This is a genomic window from Propioniciclava sp. (genome assembly GCF_047602245.1).
Classification (GTDB): domain Bacteria; phylum Actinomycetota; class Actinomycetes; order Propionibacteriales; family Propionibacteriaceae; genus Propioniciclava.
Window position 1 is genome coordinate 3,202,806 of sequence record NZ_JASGHT010000001.1, and the last position, 15,927, is coordinate 3,218,732.

The window sequence follows — 15,927 nt, forward strand, 5'->3', positions numbered from 1 at the left end:
ACCGAAGCGATCCTTCGGAGGCCGGGGCCGTTTGTCTTCGTAGAGGAGTCCAGATGAGCCAGACCGTCGAGGTGCTCGTCGGCACGGTCGGCCGCGCGCACGGCCTGCGCGGCGAGGTGCACGTGCACGTGCGGACCGACGAACCCGAGCGGCGTTTCGCCGAGGGCGCGACCCTGCTGATCGACGGCCGTCCCTGCGCGGTGGCGGCGCTGCGCTGGCAGGCCGGAACCCTGCTGCTGCGCTTCGACGGTGTGACCGATCGCACTGGCGCGGAAGCGCTGCGCGGCCAGGAGCTGTGGGCGCGGGTGCCCGCCGACGAGGCCCCCGGTGAGGACGGCGAGTTCTACGACCGGCAACTGGTCGGCCTGCGGGTGATGGACGCCGCCGGTGCCGAGGCCGGCACGATCGGCGAGGTGCTGCACCTGCCCGCCCAGGATGTGCTGGTGGTGCGGACGCCCTCAGGTCAGCGCCTGGTGCCGTTCGTGACCGAACTGGTGCCGGTGGTCGATTTGGAGGCCGGATTCGTGCAGGTCGCGGACGTGCGCGGTCTGCTGGACGAGATGGAGGGCTGATGTACTTCGACATCATCTCGATCTTCCCCGACTACTTCGCCCCGCTGGAGTTGTCCCTGGTCGGTAAGGCCCGCAGGTCGGGCCTGGTCGACTGGCGTGTCCATGACCTGCGCACCTGGACCGACGACCGGCACCGCACGGTCGACGACACGCCTTATGGCGGCGGTGCGGGCATGGTGATGAAGCCCGAGCCCTGGGGCCAGGCGCTCGACCACGTGCTCGGCAACGCCTGGTCGCTGCCGACGCTGGTGGTGCCGACCCCGGCGGGGGAGCCCTTCCGCCAGGCCACCGCGCACGAGTTCGTCGCGCTGCCGCACCTGGTGTTCGCCTGCGGTCGTTATGAGGGCATCGACGCCCGCGTGATGGAGCATGCGGCCACCCGGATGCCCGTCCGCGAGGTGAGCCTGGGCGACTACGTGCTCAACGGCGGCGAAGTGGCCGTGCTGGCGATGATCGAGGCGGTCGTCCGGCTGGTGCCAGGGGTGGTGGGCAACCCGCACAGCCTCGTCGAGGAATCGCACTCGATCGATGGCGAAGGACTGCTGGAGTACCCCGTCTACACCAAGCCGCCGAGCTGGCGTGGCCTCGACGTCCCCGACGTGCTGCTGTCGGGCAACCACGGGCGGGTGGACGCCTGGCGGCACGAACAGGCCGTGGCCAGGACGCGCGCGCGGCGTCCGGACCTGCTGCGTGAGCAGGCCTGAACCGCCTCAATTTCGATACTCCGCTGATAGCTAAATAGGCGGTGAGCGGCCTAGTGAGGGCCACTTTGGGGCTGTTTATGCGAATCGCTCAACTAAACGGGACAACCCCTGTCGAGTTGGCTAAGTTGTTGCCGTGGCGACAACAACACTGACTCCTCATCAGCGGGCAGTCCGATCGACAGTGATCCTCAAGGTCGTGATGGCCCTGACCGGTCTCGTGATGGTCGGCTTCCTGCTGATGCACATGTACGGAAACCTGAAGGCGTTCCTCGGTGCGGACTCGTTCAACCACTACGCAGAGTGGCTCAAGAGCGACATCCTGTATCCGCTGGTGCCTCATGGCGTGTTCATCTGGCTGTTCCGGTTCTTCCTGCTGTTCTGCATCGTGGCGCACATGTACGCGGCCGCGGTGCTGACCGGGCGCGCGCACGCCGCGCGCAGCACGAAGTACGTGACGACCAAGCGTCTGCAGCAGACCTACGCGGCCCGCACCATGCGCTGGGGCGGCGTGATCATCGCCCTCGGCCTGGTCTTCCACATCCTGCAGTTCACGGCTCAGGTCGTGACGACTGGCTTCCGCGCCGGCGCCACGCCCTTCGACATGATCGTGGTCAGCTTCTCGCAGTGGTGGGTCACGCTGTCGTACGCGCTGTGGGTGGCGGTCGTCTCCCTGCACGTGCGGCACGGCGTGTGGAGCGCGCTGACGACCCTTGGTGCGAACACGTCCGCCCGGGCCAAGGCGTTCCTGGACGGGCTCGCCTGGGTGATCGCGGTCGTTCTCTACGTGGGCTTCATGATCATGCCGCTGGGCATTCTCTTCGGATGGATTAACTGATGACTGTCACCGATTACTACGAGCTGGGCGAGGACATCCGCGACACCAAGGCGCCGGCGGGCCCGATCGAGAAGAAGTGGGCGACCCGCAAGTTCCAGGCCAAGCTGGTCAACCCGGCCAACCGTCGCAAGCTGTCCATCATCGTGGTCGGCACCGGCCTGGCCGGCGGCGCCGCCGCCGCGACGCTGGGCGAGGCCGGCTACAACGTGCTGAACTTCTGCTATCAGGACAGCCCGCGTCGCGCCCACTCGATCGCGGCGCAGGGCGGTATCAACGCGGCCAAGAACTACCGCAACGACAACGACTCGACGATGCGGCTGTTCTACGACACCGTCAAGGGCGGCGACTACCGCGCTCGCGAGACGAACGTCTACCGCTTGGCCGAGGTCAGCGCGAACATCATCGACCAGTGCGTCGCCCAGGGCGTCCCGTTCGCCCGTGAGTACGGCGGCCTGCTCGACAACCGTTCCTTCGGCGGCGTGCAGGTGCAGCGCACCTTCTACGCCCGCGGCCAGACCGGTCAGCAGCTGCTGATCGGCGCCTACCAGTCCCTGGAACGCCAGGTGGCGGCGGGCACGGTGTCGATGTACACCCGCCACGAGATGCTCGAGGTGATCCTGGTCGAGGGCAAGGCCCGCGGCATCGTCACCCGCAATATGGTCACCGGCGCCATTGAAGCGCACACCGCGGACGCCGTGGTGCTGGCCACCGGCGGCTACGGCAACGTGTTCTTCCTGTCCACCAACGCGATGGGCTGCAACGTCACCGCCGCCTGGCGCGCGCACCGCAAGGGCGCCTACTTCGGCAACCCGTGCTACACGCAGATCCACCCGACCTGCATCCCGGTGCACGGCGACACCCAGTCGAAGCTGACCCTGATGTCGGAGTCGTTGCGTAACGACGGCCGGATCTGGGTGCCCAAGCGCGCCGAGGACTGCGCCAAGGATCCCCGCCAGATCCCCGAGGAGGACCGCGACTACTACCTGGAGCGGATCTACCCGGCGTTCGGCAACCTGGTTCCGCGCGATATCGCCTCCCGCCAGGCCAAGAACATGTGCGACGAGGGTCGCGGGGTCGGGCCTGCTGTCGAGGAGATCGACCAGAAGACCGGCGAGAAGCGCCAGGTGCGCCGTGGTGTCTACCTCGACTTCGCCTCCGCGATCGAGCGGATGGGCCAGAAGACCGTCGAGACCAAGTACGGCAACCTGTTCGACATGTACGCCCAGATCACCGGCGAGAACCCGTACGAGACGCCGATGCGTATCTACCCGGCGGTGCACTACACGATGGGTGGCCTGTGGGTCGACTACGACCTGCAGAGCAGCATCACCGGCCTGTATGTGACCGGTGAGGCGAACTTCTCCGACCACGGAGCCAACCGCCTGGGTGCCTCGGCGCTCATGCAGGGCCTCGCGGACGGCTACTTCGTGCTGCCGAACACGATCAACGACTACCTGGCCGGCGCGCCGTTCGAGAAGATCGGCAACGATCACCCGGCGGTCGTCGAGGCGCTCGCAGGCGTCAACGAGCGGATCAACCGCCTGCTCTCCATCCAGGGCACCCGCACCGTCGACAGCATCCACAAGGAGCTGGGCAACATCATGTGGGAGTACTGCGGCATGGAGCGCACCGAAGAGGGCCTCAAGTATGCGATCGGCAAGATCCGGGCGCTGCGCGAGGAATTCTGGAGCAACGTCAAGGTCACCGGCGTCAACGAGGACTTCAACCAGACCCTCGAGCGGGCCGGCCGCCTGGCGGACTTCCTGGAGCTCGGCGAGCTCATGTGCACCGACGCCCTGGTGCGGCGCGAGTCGTGCGGTGGCCACTTCCGGGCCGAGTCCCAGACCGAGGACGGCGAGGCGCTGCGTCACGACGACGAGTTCCTGTTCGTGTCGGCGTGGGAGTTCACCGGCGCGGGCAACAAGCCGATCCTGCACCGTGAGCCGCTGGAGTACGAGTACATCGAGCTGAAGCAGAGGAGCTACAAGTGATCATCAACCTGAGAGTCTGGCGGCAGGCCAACGCCACCGCCGAGGGCAAGATGGTCTCCTACCGGGTGGAGGGCGTGTCGGAGGACATGTCGTTCCTGGAGATGCTCGATCTGCTGAACGAGGACCTCACCGTCAAGGGCGAGGAGCCGATCGCGTTCGACCACGACTGCCGCGAGGGCATCTGCGGCATGTGTGGCGTCGTGATCAACGGCTCGGCGCACGGCCGTGGTTCGTCCCCGGTGCCGACCACCACCTGCCAGCTGCACATGCGTTCGTTCGCCGACGGCGCGACGATCGATGTGGAGCCGTGGCGTGCGGGTGCGTTCCCGGTGATCAAGGATCTGGTCGTCGACCGCACCGCGTTCGACCGGATCATCCAGGCCGGTGGCTTCATCAGCGTCAACGCCGGTTCGGCTCCCGAGGCGCACTCGGTGCCCGCGCCGAAGCTGCAGGCCGACCGCGCCTTCGACGCGGCCACCTGCATCGGCTGTGGTGCCTGCGTGGCGGCCTGCCCCAACGGATCGGGCATGCTGTTCACCTCGGCGAAGATCACCCACCTGGCGATGCTGCCCCAAGGCCAGCCCGAGCGCTGGAGCCGCGTCAAGACGATGGTGGCCACGCACGACGCCGAAGGCTTCGGCGGCTGCACCAACATCGGTGAGTGCGCGGCGGTGTGCCCCAAGCAGATCCCGCTGGACACGATCAGCCAGCTCAACCGCGACCTGATCAAGTCCCTGTTCAAGGGCGACGGCAAGGGTAAGTGACCTGGCCGCTTCGGCCGCACTGACCACGACGGCGCCGGTCCTCCACGCGGGGACCGGCGCCGTCGGCGTCCGCAGCGGACCTGCCGCATGGATAGAGCCAGCGGCCGTCGTGGCCGGACGTGGAGGCGGTGCTGTCCAGCAGGAGCGGCGGATTCGCCCGGCAAGGGACGGTGTGGCAAAATTGGACGAGTTGCGCGCGTGCCCCTGCCACAGGGGGTTCGGCACGGGCGGATCCCACCGACTTTTCACACGAGGTGACCTGTGGCACCGGCGAGGAACACCATGAACAAGCTTGTCGCTGAGGTTTCGGCCTCCCAGCTCCGCACCGACATCCCCGAGTTCCGCCCCGGCGACTCGGTGAAGGTCCACGTGAAGGTCGTCGAGGGCAACCGCTCCCGTATCCAGGTGTTCGCCGGCGCGGTCATCGCGCGCACCGGCGCCGGCATCGCCGAGGCCTTCACCGTGCGCAAGGTGTCCTTCGGCACCGGTGTCGAGCGCACCTTCCCGCTGCACTCCCCGATCATCGAGAAGATCGAGGTCGAGCGCCGCGGTGACGTGCGCCGCGCGAAGCTGTACTACCTGCGTGGCCTGCGCGGTAAGGCCGCCAAGATCAAGGAGAAGCGCGACAACTGAGCGCGCGTAGAGGATCCCTGGTGGCCGAGGAAAAACGCGGCAGCGGAATCGGCGGCTTCCTGAAGGAAGTCACCATCGTGGTGGTCGGCGCGTTGATCGCGTCGACCCTGCTGCGACTCTTCCTGCTCCAGGTGTTCTCGATCCCGTCCCGCTCCATGGAGTCGACGCTCAACGTCTCCGACCGCGTCGCCGTGCAGAAGGTTGCCCCCTTCCAGCGCGGCGACGTCGTCGTGTTCCGGGACCATCTTGAGTGGCTCGGCAATCCCGACCGCAACCGTATCCAGGCCTGGCAGGAGGCGCTCGTCTTTGTGGGCCTGCTGCCGGACGCGTCGACCAATCATCTCGTCAAGAGAGTGATTGGTGTCGAGGGCGATCATGTCGTGTGCTGCGACGCCAGCGAGCGGATCACCGTGAACGGTGTGGCCCTGGACGAGACCGAGTACCTCTACCGGGATCCGTCCGGCGGGCAGGATGCGCCCTCGGTGGGACGCTTCGACGTGATCGTGCCGAAGGGACGCCTGTGGGTGATGGGTGACCATCGTTCGGCCTCGGCCGATTCCCGCTGCCATTTGGACGAGAGCGTGGCCGGCGTGGCGGCCATGGGGGCGTTCCCGGCGGCGGACGCCGTGGTCGGCGCCGCCGCCTTCACGCTGTTCCCCTTCGATCGCTGGCGCGGGTATTCCACGCCGGCCGCGTTCGACTCCGTCCCTGCATCCTCGGCGCCCGCACCGGAGAAGCCAGTGGTCGCTGGCGGCGACGGCACGGACTGCTAGGCGCCTTGAGGTGGCGTTCGTCATTCGCCGCGACGCCGGGCTCTACGGCTATGAGCGCGCGCTGGGGCGAGCGGGTTTCGGCCTGGTCGCCGGCGCGGACGAGGCCGGGCGCGGCGCCTGTGCCGGGCCGCTCGTGGCGGCGGCCGCGATCCTTCCGGCTCGCCCGATCGAGGGTCTCAACGACTCCAAGAAACTTACCGCCAAGACGCGCGAGCGGCTCTACGACGTGATCACCACCCGCGCGCTGGCGTGGGCGGTCGTGCGGGTGGAGCCTGCCGAGTGCGACGCGCTCGGCATGCACGTGGCCAACCTTGAAGCGTTGCGGCGTGCGGTCGCCAAGCTCGACCGCACCCCCGACTTCGTGCTGACCGACGGTTTCGCCGTCGACGGCCTCGGCGTGCCGTCGCTGGCGATGTGGAAGGGGGACGCGGTGGCGGCGTCCGTCGCGGCGGCGTCCGTGCTGGCCAAGGTGACCCGTGACCGGATCATGACCGGGTACGCCGCCGACCACCCGGGCTACGCGTTCGATGTTCACAAGGGCTATTGCACGCCCCTGCACCAGTCCGAACTGGATGCGCGCGGGCCGTGTGCCATCCACCGGCTGAAGTGGGACAACGTCGCGCGAACGACTAGGCTGGAGCGGACATGAGCACCGAGGATCTTGAGCAGTACGAGTCCGAGCTGGAGTTGCAGCTCTACCGCGAATACAAGGACGTGGTCGGCATCTTCACCTACGCGGTGGAGACCGAGCGGCGCTTCTACCTGTGCAACGCGGTCGACCTCAAGGTGCGCACCGAGGGCGGCGATGTCTACTACGAGGTGTCCATGGGGGACGCCTGGGTGTGGGACATGTACCGCCCGGCCCGGTTCGTGAAGTCGGCCAAGGTGCTGACCTTCCGCGACGTGTCCATCGAAGAGATCGCCCACTCCGAGCTTCAGGTTCCCGACAACCTGTAGCGATCTCAGGAGGTTCCGTCACGAACGCCTCCTCTCGTCGCCGAGCTCGCGTTCCTGCCACCGGGTGAGCCCTGTCCACAGTGCATGACCTGTGGGGAGAGTTACCCACAGCGACGGAAATTGGGTAGCGCCGATCCGGCCGCGATGCCGATCGTCGCTACGTGGACGAACGACGTGAGACGGGGCAGCGCGGTGAGGCGCTGGTGGCGGCATACCTGGAGCGGCGCGGCTGGCGGGTGATCTGCCGCAACTGGCGCTGCGCGACTGGCGAGATCGATCTGGTCTGCTGCGACCCCGACGGGGTGATGGTGGTGTGCGAGGTCAAGGCGCGCAGCGGGGGCGGCTACGGATCGCCGCTGGAGGCGATCACCCGCGCGAAGGTGAGCAAGCTGCGACAACTGGCCGCGGCCTGGGCGAAGGCCTACCCGGAACGGATCCAGGCGCTGAGGGTGGACGCCTTCGGCGTGCTTTGGCGCGCTGACGGCACCGCGTCGGTGCTGCACATCCGGGGGATCGAGCCGTGAGGCTCGGCTGCGCCCGCTCAGTCGGACTGCTGGGCATGGAAGCGGCGCTGATCGACGTCGAGGTCTCGGTGGGCGGCGGTCTGCCCCGCACGGTGATCGTTGGCCTGCCCGACACCTCGCTGTACGAGGCACGTGACCGGTGCCGCGCCGCATGCGCGAGTGCCGGCTTCGGCTGGCCCGAACACCTGGTCACCATCAACCTGTCCCCGGCGTCGCTGCCGAAGGCGGGCACGCATTTCGATCTGGCCATCGTCGCGGCGGTGCTGGCCGCTCAGGGCAAGGTGCCTGCCGAAGGACTGCAGGACACCGTGCTCGTCGGCGAGGTGGGGCTGGACGGCGGCGTGCGCGCCGTGCGCGGGGTGTTGCCCGCGGTGCTGGCGGCGGCGCGGGAAGGTGTCGGCCAGGCGATCGTGCCGGTCGCTCAGGTGGGGGAGGCCCGGCTGGTCGACGGCGTCACCGTCCGCGGGGTCGGATCGCTGGCCGATCTCGCGGCCGTTCTGGCGGGTGAGGAGGTTCCCGAGCCGGAACAGCCGGCGCGGGTCGCCACGATCGAGCGGGTACCGGACCTGGCCGATGTCGCAGGCCAGTTGGAGGCGCGCTGGGCTTTGGAGGTGGCAGCGGTCGGCGGCCACCACCTGTATCTGCATGGCCCGCCTGGGGTCGGCAAGACGCTGCTGGCCGAACGGCTGCCGGGCATCCTGCCCGATCTGACCGCGCCCCAGGCGCTCGAGGTGGCGGCGATCCGGTCGCTGTGTGGTCTTGGCAGTTCCGGGGCGCTTCCGCGGCGTCCGCCGTTCGCGGCTCCGCACCATTCCGCGTCGATGCCGGCGCTCACCGGCGGTGGCCCGCGGGTGGCGCAGCCAGGGGCCATCTCACTGGCCCATCGCGGAGTGCTGTTCCTGGACGAGGCACCCGAGTTCAGCCCGCGGGCTTTGGAGGCGCTGCGGACGCCGCTCGAATCCGGCGTGATCGAATTGGCGCGGTCGCGGGCGATCACCCGGTTTCCGGCCCGGTTCCAGCTGATCCTCGCCGCCAATCCGTGCCCCTGCGGCCAGTCCGGAACGCCGGGCGGGGCCTGCACCTGCCCGCCGATGGCCATCCGGCGCTATGCGGCCCGGCTGTCCGGTCCGATCCTCGATCGCGTCGACATCGTGCAGCGGCTGCGCCCGATGACCCAGTCCTATCTGCGAGCGGTCGGAAGCGTCGGTGAAGCGACCGCTCCGGTGGCCGCCCGCGTGCGGGAGGCACGCGAACGCCAGGCACGCCGTCTCGGTGAATGGGGGTGGACGACGAACGCCGAAGTGCCCGGGCGCCTGCTGCGCACCAAGCTGCCGCTGCCCGACGGCGTGGATCTGCTCGACCAGGCGGTCGCGCGCGGGCAGATCAGCGCCCGTGGCGTGGACAAGGTGCTCCGGCTGTCCTGGAGCATCGCTGACCTGGCGGGGCAGGCCGCCCCCGGCGGGTGGATCTACAGGCGGCGCTGGCCATGCGCCGCGGTGACGAGATGCAGGAGGTGCGGTGATGGACGACACCGAGCGGATGGCCCGGATGACCCTGGTGTGTGTGACCGAACCGGGTGACCTGCGCCTGCGCCGGCTGCTGGCCGGGTACACACCCCAAGAGGTGGTCGCCGGGCTGCGCGGGCGGCACAGCAACGCGTGGGGGCGGCGGCTGGCGGCACTCGACCTGGACGCGGTGCGGGCCAGCGCCGACAAGCACCGGTTGCGGTTTCTCGTCCCGGGCGACGCCGAGTGGCCGCCGGGGCTGGAGGACCTCGACCGCTGCGAGGCGGTCCAGAACGCCGGTGGTGCTCCGCTTGGACTGTGGGCGCGCGGATGCGTGCTCGGGGCCGGGCTGGGACGCGGCGCGGTGGCGATCGTGGGCTCGCGGGCCTCGACGGCCTACGGCGAACGCGTGGCGTCCGACCTGGCCGCCGGGCTCGCCGCCGCCGGCACGACGGTGGTCTCTGGTGGCGCGTACGGGATCGATGCTGCCGCCCATCGTGGGGCGCTCGCCGAGGGTGGGCCGACGATCGGCGTGCTCGCCGGCGGGCTGGACGGGCTCTACCCGCGCGGCAACGCGGGCCTGCTCGCCGCCATCGCCCGGCGGGGGACGCTGGTCAGCGAGGCCCCGCCCGGCGAGGCGCCGGTGCGGCGCAGGTTCCTCACCCGCAACCGGCTGATCGCCGCCATGACCGCCGGCACGGTGATCGTCGAGGCGGCCATCCGTAGCGGTGCCCGGAACACGGTGACCTGGGCGACCAGCTGCGGGCGGATCGTGATGGCCGTGCCCGGGCCGGTCGGCAACGACACGTCGTTCACGCCGCACCGGCTGATCCGTGAGGGCGAGGCCATGCTGGTGACCGGTGCCACGGACGTGCGTGAGTTGATCGCTCCCATGGGAGAGGCGCTGGTCGTGAAGCCGTCACGGATCCGCCTGCTGGACGGTCTCGATGCCGAACACCTGGCGGTCTACGAGGCGTTGCCCGCCCGCGGTGGCCGCGATGCCGGCGAGATCGCGCTCAAAGCCGGCCGGTCGGTGCCACGCACGCTCGCGGTGTTGGACGCCCTGGCCGAGCAGGGGCTGGCGGCTCCGGCGTCCGCTGGCGGCTGGAAACTAGGCCCCGTCCAGGACCGCCCGGTCAGGTCAGCGCAGCAACAGCAGCACCGACGCCAGCCCGGACGCCCCGATGGTGATCAGCTCGAACTGGCGCTGGGTGACCTTGCCGATCACCCAGGTTCCGATCCACGCGCCGAGCAGCACCGCCGGAATGAGCGTCAGATCGAGGAACAGGCTTTGCGGGGTGAACAGGCCTAGCTGCGCCGCCAACGGCACCTTGGAGAGATTGATGATCGCGAAGAACCACGCGTTGGTGCCGATGAAGCGCTGTTTGTCGATGCCTGCGGCGAGGAAATACAGCGCCATCACCGGCCCGGCCGCGTTGGCTGTCATGGTGGTGAAGCCGGCGGCGGTGCCGGTCGCCGCCGCGCGTGCCCAGTGCGGGTCGGTGGGCGACTCGGGACGGCCGGCCGTCCGGCGTTGCCACAACTGCATGATGAGCATGACGAGCAGCAGCGCGCCGATCGAGCGGCGCATCAGGGTGTCGTCGACCATGCTCATGAACAGCGCGCCCAGCAGCAGTCCCGGAATCACGCCCGGCACCAGTTTGACGAGCAGCCGCCACGACACGGTGCGGTACCGGGCGATCGCGACCATATCGCCGACGATGAGCAGCAGCAGGATGGCGGCGGTTGACTCCTTGGTCGGCATCGCCAGGGCGAACACGGCCACCGCCAGGTTGGCGATGCCGCCGAAGGAGGTCTTCGAGAAGCCAACGACCATGGCGGCAGCGGCCATCGCGGCCAGCATGGGCCAGCCGTACAGGGCAACGAGATCGGGCATCAACTGCAATCTATCGCGGACCACGGCACCTCGCCGTCCGCTGCCCGGAACTGCGATCCTGACCTGCGGGCGATGAGGACGGTGGCCTGATGGCTCCCGACCTCGCAGTCCGCCGCCGGGAACTGCGATGCTGGCGGCATGCGAGTGCTGGTGCTGGGTGGGACGGTGGACGGACGCGAGGTCGCGCGGGCGCTCACCGAGGCGGGCGCGGACGTGGTCACCTCGGTCGCGGGTCGCACCGCGTCCGCCCGGCAGGGTGCTCCTGGCATGGTGACCGGAGGATTCGGCGGCGCGGACGGCCTGGCGCGCTGGCTCGCCGCCGAACGCGTGGACGCCGTCGTGGACGCCACGCATCCATTCGCCGCCCGGATGTCCCACAACGCCGCCGCCGCCTGTGCCCAGACCGGAACGCCGTTGCTGCGGTTCGATCGGCCGGGGTGGGCGAACCATCCGCTCGCCGGAACGTGGACCTGGGCCGACGATCACGCAACCGCAGCTCAGGTCGCGGCCGGGATGGCCGGCGCCGAGGGACGGGTGCTTTTGACCGTGGGCCGTCAGCCGCTGGAGCACTACCGCGCCCTGCGCCACGTGCTGGCCCGGGTCGCCGAGTGGCCACGCGACGCGGACGGACACGGCCCGACGGTTCCCGACGGGTGGACGATTCTCGAAGACCGCGGCCCCTACGCCGCGGCGGGGGAGCGCGGACTGCTCGCCGGCGAGCGGATCGCGATGCTGGTCACCAAGGACTCCGGCGGTGCGGCGACGGCCGCCAAACTGGACGCCGCGGCCGAACTCGACGTGCCGGTCGTGGTGGTGCGCCGACCGCGGGGGCCGGAGGGCGTCCCGGTCGCGCACTCAATCGCGGACGCCGTGGCCTGGGTCGCCGGGTGCGCTCGCCGGTGAGCCGGACCGCTAGGGTCGGGACCGTGGACACCGAATGGGGCACGACGCCCGGCCTTCCCGATGACGCGTTCGAGCATGACGGTCTGATCACCAAACGCCATCAGCGCGCGGGCGCCCTGGCCTTCCTGCGTCCGCTGCCGGGGCAACTGCTGTGGGACATCGGCACCGGATCCGGGGCGATCGCCATCGAATGGGCGCGTGCGGCCGAGGGAGCTCAGGCGATCGGCGTCGAACGCAAGCCGGAGCGTGCGGCGCGCGCCCGCCGCAACATCGAACGACTGGCTCCCGGCCGAGTGGAGGTCAGGGAAGGCGACGCCGTCGCCGTGATCGGGAGCCTGCCGGCCCCCGACGCCGTGTTCCTGGGTGGTGGCGTCACTGCGTCCGCGCTGGAGGCCTGCTGGTCGGCATTGCGCGACGGCGGCCGCATCGTCGCGCACGGCGTGACGCTGGAGACCGAAGGCGTCCTCGCCGACATGTTCCGCGCCCACGGCGGGCAGTTGGCCCGCCTCGGTGTCGAGATCGCCGAGCCCATCGGCCGCTTCTACGGCTGGGCGCCGCTGCGTGCGGTGACGCAGTGGTCCTGTGCACGGTGAGGCTGGCCTCCACTCGCGGGCGAGGCCCGGCCGGGACGCATGAGCCAGGCGAACGCAGTGGTCCGGGGCAAGGGGCGGATTCTCTGACGGTGCCCCGGACCACGGGTGTAGCGTGGCGAGTGCGAGCGGATGGAAGCCCGGTGTGAATCCGGCACGGTTGCGCCACTGTGAGGGGATGCCCCCGAGTCAGACCCACCGGCTCGCATGAACAACCATTCATGAGCCGCATCAGCTCGGAAGGAGCACTCGTCATGAGTCAAGCAGCAGCCGCTGCACCGGCACCGATCGCCGTCGAACTGCCCACCCTGTCTCTGCGTGAGGCGTGGCCGTGGGCGCTGTTCGGCCTCCTGCTCGCGGTCCTCGCGATGTACTTCGTGGGCGCCGAGCAGGGCGCGACCTCCGTGTTCGCCGGCAACGCCGTGCATGAGTGGGTGCACGATGCGCGCCACCTGCTCGGTTTCCCCTGCCACTGATCCGGGGACTCTTTCATGCTGACTTTGAGGGATTTCCTTGTTCGCGGCCTGCTCGCGGGCCTGATCGCGGGCATCGCCGCATTCGTCGTGGGCTATGCCGTGGGTGAGCCTCCTGTCGCCGCATCGATCGCCATCGAGGAAGCGGCCGGCGGCCACGACCATGGCACGGCCGCCGAAGAGCCGGCCGCCGCCGAAGAGGAGGACGAGGGCACTGAGGTGCCGCGTCCGGTCCAGTCCACGGTGGGTCTCGCCACCGGGTTCCTCGTCCTGGGCGCCGCGCTCGGCGGCGCGACCGGTCTGTTGACCGGTGCCGCGATGGGGCGCTTCTTCAGCCGCACCAGCGTCCGCGTGACCGCCTTGGGCGTGACCGCCGTCGCGTTCGTGAGCGTCTTCTTCGTGCCTTACCTGATCTACCCGCCGAACCCGCCCGCCGTCGGCGACGGGGAGACGATCGGTTACCGCACCAGCCTGTACTTCGCGATGGTGGCGCTCTCGATCGCCGCCGCGGTCCTGGGGCTGCTGGTGAACCGCAACCTGCGCGCCAAGCTGGGCAGCTGGTACGCGGCACTGGCCGGTGTGGCCACCTACGTCGTTCTCGCCGTCGTCGCGCTCGGCGTCATGCCGCGCTACGACGAGGTGCCGACCGAAGGATTCCCGCCGTCGCTGCTGTGGGAGTTCCGCTTGTCCAGCCTGCTGACGCAGATCGTGCTGTGGGGCGTCCTCGGCATCGTGCTCGCCGAACTGTCCCACCGCGCGCTTGCGCAGAAGACCGCCCCCGGTTCTCGGCGGCTGATCAACGCCTAGGCGTCACCGGGGCGAACGACCCCGACACGGACGGGCGACGGGAGCCCGCTGGTTTCGCGGCTCCCGTCGCCCGTCCGGCGGGCGTTCTTCGGAAGGATGAATGTGCGATGCGCAAGCTGGTCAAGGTCCTGGCCGTCGTGGCCGCCGGAACGCTGCTGCTGAGCGGCTGTACGACGATCGCCACCCGGGAGGCCAAGGAGAAGGCGGAGGCCAAGATCGCGGCTCGCGAGGCCCGCGAGGAATTCCCTGTCGGCAAGCCGAAGGAGTTCCAGAACATGGTGCGGGTGTCGGCCTTCTACACCCGGCCGGCCGATATGGCAGGAGCGAACATGGGCTTGTCGGCGGCCGAGTCCGACGTACACCTGGAGGCCGAGATCGTCGCCCTGGAGGACAACCACCTCGACCTCGCCTACGGCGAGTGGATCCCTTACTTGACCGTCGAATACGAGATCGAGGCGCCGGGCGGCGCCGTCACCAATGGCACCTTCATGCCGATGCTCAGCAACCACGGACTGCACTACGGGTCCAACGTCAAACTCGGCGGGGCCGGCACCTACCGGATCAGCTACCGGGTGCACAGCCCGGTCAAGAACGGGCTCGTGATCCACAGCGATCCGGCCACCGGCGTGGAAGGCTCGTTCTGGGAGTCGCCGCTCGAGGCGGAATGGTCGCTCAACTTCATGCCTCACGAATGGTGAGCGCGAGGCGTTCGCGCTGACCATGCTCGGTCTCTTCGTCGACACTCTCGCGACGGCCCTGCCGGTTGCGCTGATCTGGGTGATCTTGTACGGCGGGCTGGGCGCGCTCGCCGACGGACGCGGAGAGCGCGCGCTGCTGCTGGCCGGCCCGGTCGCCGCGGCGGCCGGGATCGTGGTGGGCGTGCTGCGCCGCACCACCAACTGGATCGCCTGGGAGCCGTCGCTGCTGTTTCTGCTGCCGGTGCTGATCGGCGCGGCGGTCGTGGTGCTCATCGGCACCTGGTGGCCTGCACCGACGCCCCGGATTCCGGGCTGGGGCGTGGGGGCCACCGTCGCGCTGGCCGGGCTGGCCGGTTTCCTCGGGGCCTCCGCGGTCGTGATGCTGGCGGCCGGTATCGCCTCACCCGGCGGCGTGATGCTGACCAGCGAGAACCTCTTGAAGGCTGGGGGATATCTGCTCGGTCTCGTCCTGGCGGTGGTGACCGCGTGGGTGGTGCACCGCGCCGGAGCCTCCGCGTCCCGCACGGCCCGGCGGCTCGCACTGACCGCCGGTGTGGCCGTGTACACCGTCGGCCAGGGCACGGTGCTGATCCGGATCTCGCTGGCGCGCCGGCTGATCGACGTCTCCCCGGAGGTCTTCGCCGTCGCCGTCTGGCTGGTCAACCACGAGTGGATCGTCACCGCCGGGCTGCTGATCGCGGCCGCGCTCCCGGTGCTCCGATCCGCCCGGCCCCGGGAATCGGAGGAAGCGACGGCGACGGGGGCGCAGTCGCGGATCCTGCGCGCACAGCGGCGCAGCAGGCGGCGCTTCCTCACGGCGTCCGCGGTATCGCTCGGCCTGGTCGCGCTGACGCTGACCGTCGGCCGGGACTTGGCACAGGCGTCGCCGGAACTGTCCCCGCCCGAGCCGCTGGAGGCCGACGGGGAACGGGTCTGGGTCAGCTTGGCATCCCTCGACGACGGCCACCTTCACCGCTACGTCTACCAGGCACCGGAGGGGACGCAGGTGCGCTTCTTCGCCATCCGCAAGGCCCCCGGGGCCTTCGTGGCGGTCCTGGACGCCTGCGAGATCTGCGGCCCGGCCGGCTACTACGAACGCCAGGACTTGGTGATCTGCAAGATGTGCGACGTGGCGATGAACATCGCCACCATCGGTTTTCGGGGCGGCTGCAACCCGATCCCGATCGACTACGAGGTCGGCGGCGGACGCCTGTCGGTCACCCGGGCCACTCTGGACGCCAGCGCCGTGGTCTTCACCTGAGATACATTCTCGCCCGAGCCTTTGCCCACCGATTTCGAGG

At 69.6% G+C, this 15,927-nt stretch carries 18 protein-coding genes, 1 pseudogene and 1 riboswitch; of the genes and pseudogenes, 18 read left to right on the forward strand and 1 reads right to left on the reverse strand.

The features are described from left to right. Positions 1-53 precede the first annotated feature (53 nt). The 12 genes and pseudogenes from rimM to QM708_RS15170 form a co-directional block, all read left to right on the forward strand. Positions 54-572, forward strand: coding sequence for a ribosome maturation factor RimM (gene rimM / locus QM708_RS15115; protein WP_415110364.1), 519 nt, complete (start codon positions 54-56; stop codon positions 570-572). Continuing rightward, a complete protein-coding gene (trmD, locus tag QM708_RS15120) occupies positions 572-1,276 on the forward strand; it encodes a tRNA (guanosine(37)-N1)-methyltransferase TrmD (protein WP_415110367.1) in 705 nt (234 codons plus the stop codon). Before rimM ends, trmD begins: the two co-directional genes overlap by 1 nt. A 181-nt stretch (positions 1,277-1,457) precedes the next feature. Next, the gene (locus QM708_RS15125; RefSeq protein ID WP_415110370.1) at positions 1,458-2,111 is read left to right on the forward strand and encodes a succinate dehydrogenase cytochrome b subunit; all 654 of its coding nucleotides are present in this window, start codon (positions 1,458-1,460) and stop codon (positions 2,109-2,111) included. Continuing rightward, complete coding sequence (locus tag QM708_RS15130; protein ID WP_415110373.1) at positions 2,111-4,102, forward strand: fumarate reductase/succinate dehydrogenase flavoprotein subunit; 1,992 nt, start codon at positions 2,111-2,113, stop codon at positions 4,100-4,102. Before QM708_RS15125 ends, QM708_RS15130 begins: the two co-directional genes overlap by 1 nt. After that, positions 4,099-4,866: a succinate dehydrogenase/fumarate reductase iron-sulfur subunit gene (locus tag QM708_RS15135; RefSeq protein WP_415110376.1), complete on the forward strand. Its 768-nt coding sequence runs from the start codon at positions 4,099-4,101 to the stop codon at positions 4,864-4,866. The genes QM708_RS15130 and QM708_RS15135 overlap by 4 nt, the downstream gene beginning before the upstream one ends. Positions 4,867-5,148: 282 nt before the next feature. Continuing rightward, entirely contained in the window at positions 5,149-5,499 is a 351-nt protein-coding gene (gene rplS, locus QM708_RS15140) for a 50S ribosomal protein L19 (RefSeq protein WP_415110378.1), read from the forward strand. A 20-nt stretch (positions 5,500-5,519) separates the two neighbouring features. Next, positions 5,520-6,272 (forward strand): signal peptidase I, encoded by a 753-nt coding sequence (gene lepB / locus QM708_RS15145; RefSeq protein ID WP_415110381.1) that lies wholly within the window; start codon positions 5,520-5,522, stop codon positions 6,270-6,272. A 10-nt stretch (positions 6,273-6,282) separates the two neighbouring features. Further along, positions 6,283-6,921 (forward strand): ribonuclease HII, encoded by a 639-nt coding sequence (locus tag QM708_RS15150; RefSeq protein WP_415110384.1) that lies wholly within the window; start codon positions 6,283-6,285, stop codon positions 6,919-6,921. Continuing rightward, complete coding sequence (locus tag QM708_RS15155) at positions 6,918-7,229, forward strand: DUF2469 domain-containing protein (RefSeq protein WP_182815893.1); 312 nt, start codon at positions 6,918-6,920, stop codon at positions 7,227-7,229. Before QM708_RS15150 ends, QM708_RS15155 begins: the two co-directional genes overlap by 4 nt. Before the next feature lie 161 nt (positions 7,230-7,390). Further along, entirely contained in the window at positions 7,391-7,753 is a 363-nt protein-coding gene (locus QM708_RS15160) for a YraN family protein (protein ID WP_415110387.1), read from the forward strand. After that, positions 7,750-9,333 (forward strand): YifB family Mg chelatase-like AAA ATPase, encoded by a 1,584-nt coding sequence (locus QM708_RS15165; protein WP_415110390.1) that lies wholly within the window; start codon positions 7,750-7,752, stop codon positions 9,331-9,333. Before QM708_RS15160 ends, QM708_RS15165 begins: the two co-directional genes overlap by 4 nt. Further along, positions 9,302-10,102, forward strand: a pseudogene (locus QM708_RS15170) (DNA-processing protein DprA); the annotation flags it as partial. The gene QM708_RS15165 and the pseudogene QM708_RS15170, both read left to right, overlap by 32 nt. A 297-nt stretch (positions 10,103-10,399) precedes the next feature. On the opposite strand, the gene QM708_RS15175 reads toward QM708_RS15170, so the two are convergent. Next, the gene (locus QM708_RS15175) at positions 10,400-11,155 is read right to left on the reverse strand and encodes a sulfite exporter TauE/SafE family protein (protein ID WP_415110393.1); all 756 of its coding nucleotides are present in this window, start codon (positions 11,153-11,155) and stop codon (positions 10,400-10,402) included. A gap of 138 nt (positions 11,156-11,293) precedes the next feature. On the opposite strand from QM708_RS15175, the gene QM708_RS15180 reads away from it, so the two are divergent. The 6 genes from QM708_RS15180 (at position 11,294) to QM708_RS15205 (ending at position 15,887) form a co-directional block, all read left to right on the forward strand. Beyond that, a complete protein-coding gene (locus QM708_RS15180; protein WP_415110396.1) occupies positions 11,294-12,058 on the forward strand; it encodes a cobalt-precorrin-6A reductase in 765 nt (254 codons plus the stop codon). A gap of 23 nt (positions 12,059-12,081) precedes the next feature. Beyond that, positions 12,082-12,651, forward strand: coding sequence for a precorrin-6Y C5,15-methyltransferase (decarboxylating) subunit CbiT (gene cbiT, locus QM708_RS15185; protein ID WP_415110399.1), 570 nt, complete (start codon positions 12,082-12,084; stop codon positions 12,649-12,651). Between the two features lie 120 nt (positions 12,652-12,771). Next, positions 12,772-12,856: riboswitch (adenosylcobalamin (AdoCbl) riboswitch) on the forward strand. A gap of 46 nt (positions 12,857-12,902) precedes the next feature. After that, positions 12,903-13,124 (forward strand): CbtB domain-containing protein, encoded by a 222-nt coding sequence (locus tag QM708_RS15190; protein ID WP_415110402.1) that lies wholly within the window; start codon positions 12,903-12,905, stop codon positions 13,122-13,124. Between the two features lie 15 nt (positions 13,125-13,139). Continuing rightward, the gene (locus QM708_RS15195) at positions 13,140-13,928 is read left to right on the forward strand and encodes a CbtA family protein (RefSeq protein ID WP_415110405.1); all 789 of its coding nucleotides are present in this window, start codon (positions 13,140-13,142) and stop codon (positions 13,926-13,928) included. A 107-nt stretch (positions 13,929-14,035) separates the two neighbouring features. Then, positions 14,036-14,626: an iron transporter gene (locus tag QM708_RS15200; RefSeq protein WP_415110408.1), complete on the forward strand. Its 591-nt coding sequence runs from the start codon at positions 14,036-14,038 to the stop codon at positions 14,624-14,626. A 22-nt stretch (positions 14,627-14,648) separates the two neighbouring features. Beyond that, positions 14,649-15,887 carry a Fe-S-containing protein gene (locus tag QM708_RS15205; RefSeq protein ID WP_415110411.1) on the forward strand — a complete coding sequence of 413 codons (1,239 nt, stop codon included), beginning with the start codon at positions 14,649-14,651 and terminating at the stop codon, positions 15,885-15,887. Positions 15,888-15,927: the final 40 nt, after the last annotated feature.

What these genes read in the sequence shown, in the direction of transcription:
- QM708_RS15205 (WP_415110411.1), top strand. Translation starts at nt 14,649, where the DNA reads ATGCTCGGTCTCTTCGTCGACACTCTCGCGACGGCCCTGCCGGTTGCG.
- rplS (WP_415110378.1), top strand. Translation starts at nt 5,149, where the DNA reads ATGAACAAGCTTGTCGCTGAGGTTTCGGCCTCCCAGCTCCGCACCGAC.
- QM708_RS15175 (WP_415110393.1), bottom strand. Translation starts at nt 11,155, where the DNA reads ATGCCCGATCTCGTTGCCCTGTACGGCTGGCCCATGCTGGCCGCGATG.
- QM708_RS15195 (WP_415110405.1), top strand. Translation starts at nt 13,140, where the DNA reads ATGCTGACTTTGAGGGATTTCCTTGTTCGCGGCCTGCTCGCGGGCCTG.
- trmD (WP_415110367.1), top strand. Translation starts at nt 572, where the DNA reads ATGTACTTCGACATCATCTCGATCTTCCCCGACTACTTCGCCCCGCTG.
- rimM (WP_415110364.1), top strand. Translation starts at nt 54, where the DNA reads ATGAGCCAGACCGTCGAGGTGCTCGTCGGCACGGTCGGCCGCGCGCAC.
- QM708_RS15155 (WP_182815893.1), top strand. Translation starts at nt 6,918, where the DNA reads ATGAGCACCGAGGATCTTGAGCAGTACGAGTCCGAGCTGGAGTTGCAG.
- QM708_RS15190 (WP_415110402.1), top strand. Translation starts at nt 12,903, where the DNA reads ATGAGTCAAGCAGCAGCCGCTGCACCGGCACCGATCGCCGTCGAACTG.
- QM708_RS15130 (WP_415110373.1), top strand. Translation starts at nt 2,111, where the DNA reads ATGACTGTCACCGATTACTACGAGCTGGGCGAGGACATCCGCGACACC.
- QM708_RS15180 (WP_415110396.1), top strand. Translation starts at nt 11,294, where the DNA reads ATGCGAGTGCTGGTGCTGGGTGGGACGGTGGACGGACGCGAGGTCGCG.
- QM708_RS15200 (WP_415110408.1), top strand. Translation starts at nt 14,036, where the DNA reads ATGCGCAAGCTGGTCAAGGTCCTGGCCGTCGTGGCCGCCGGAACGCTG.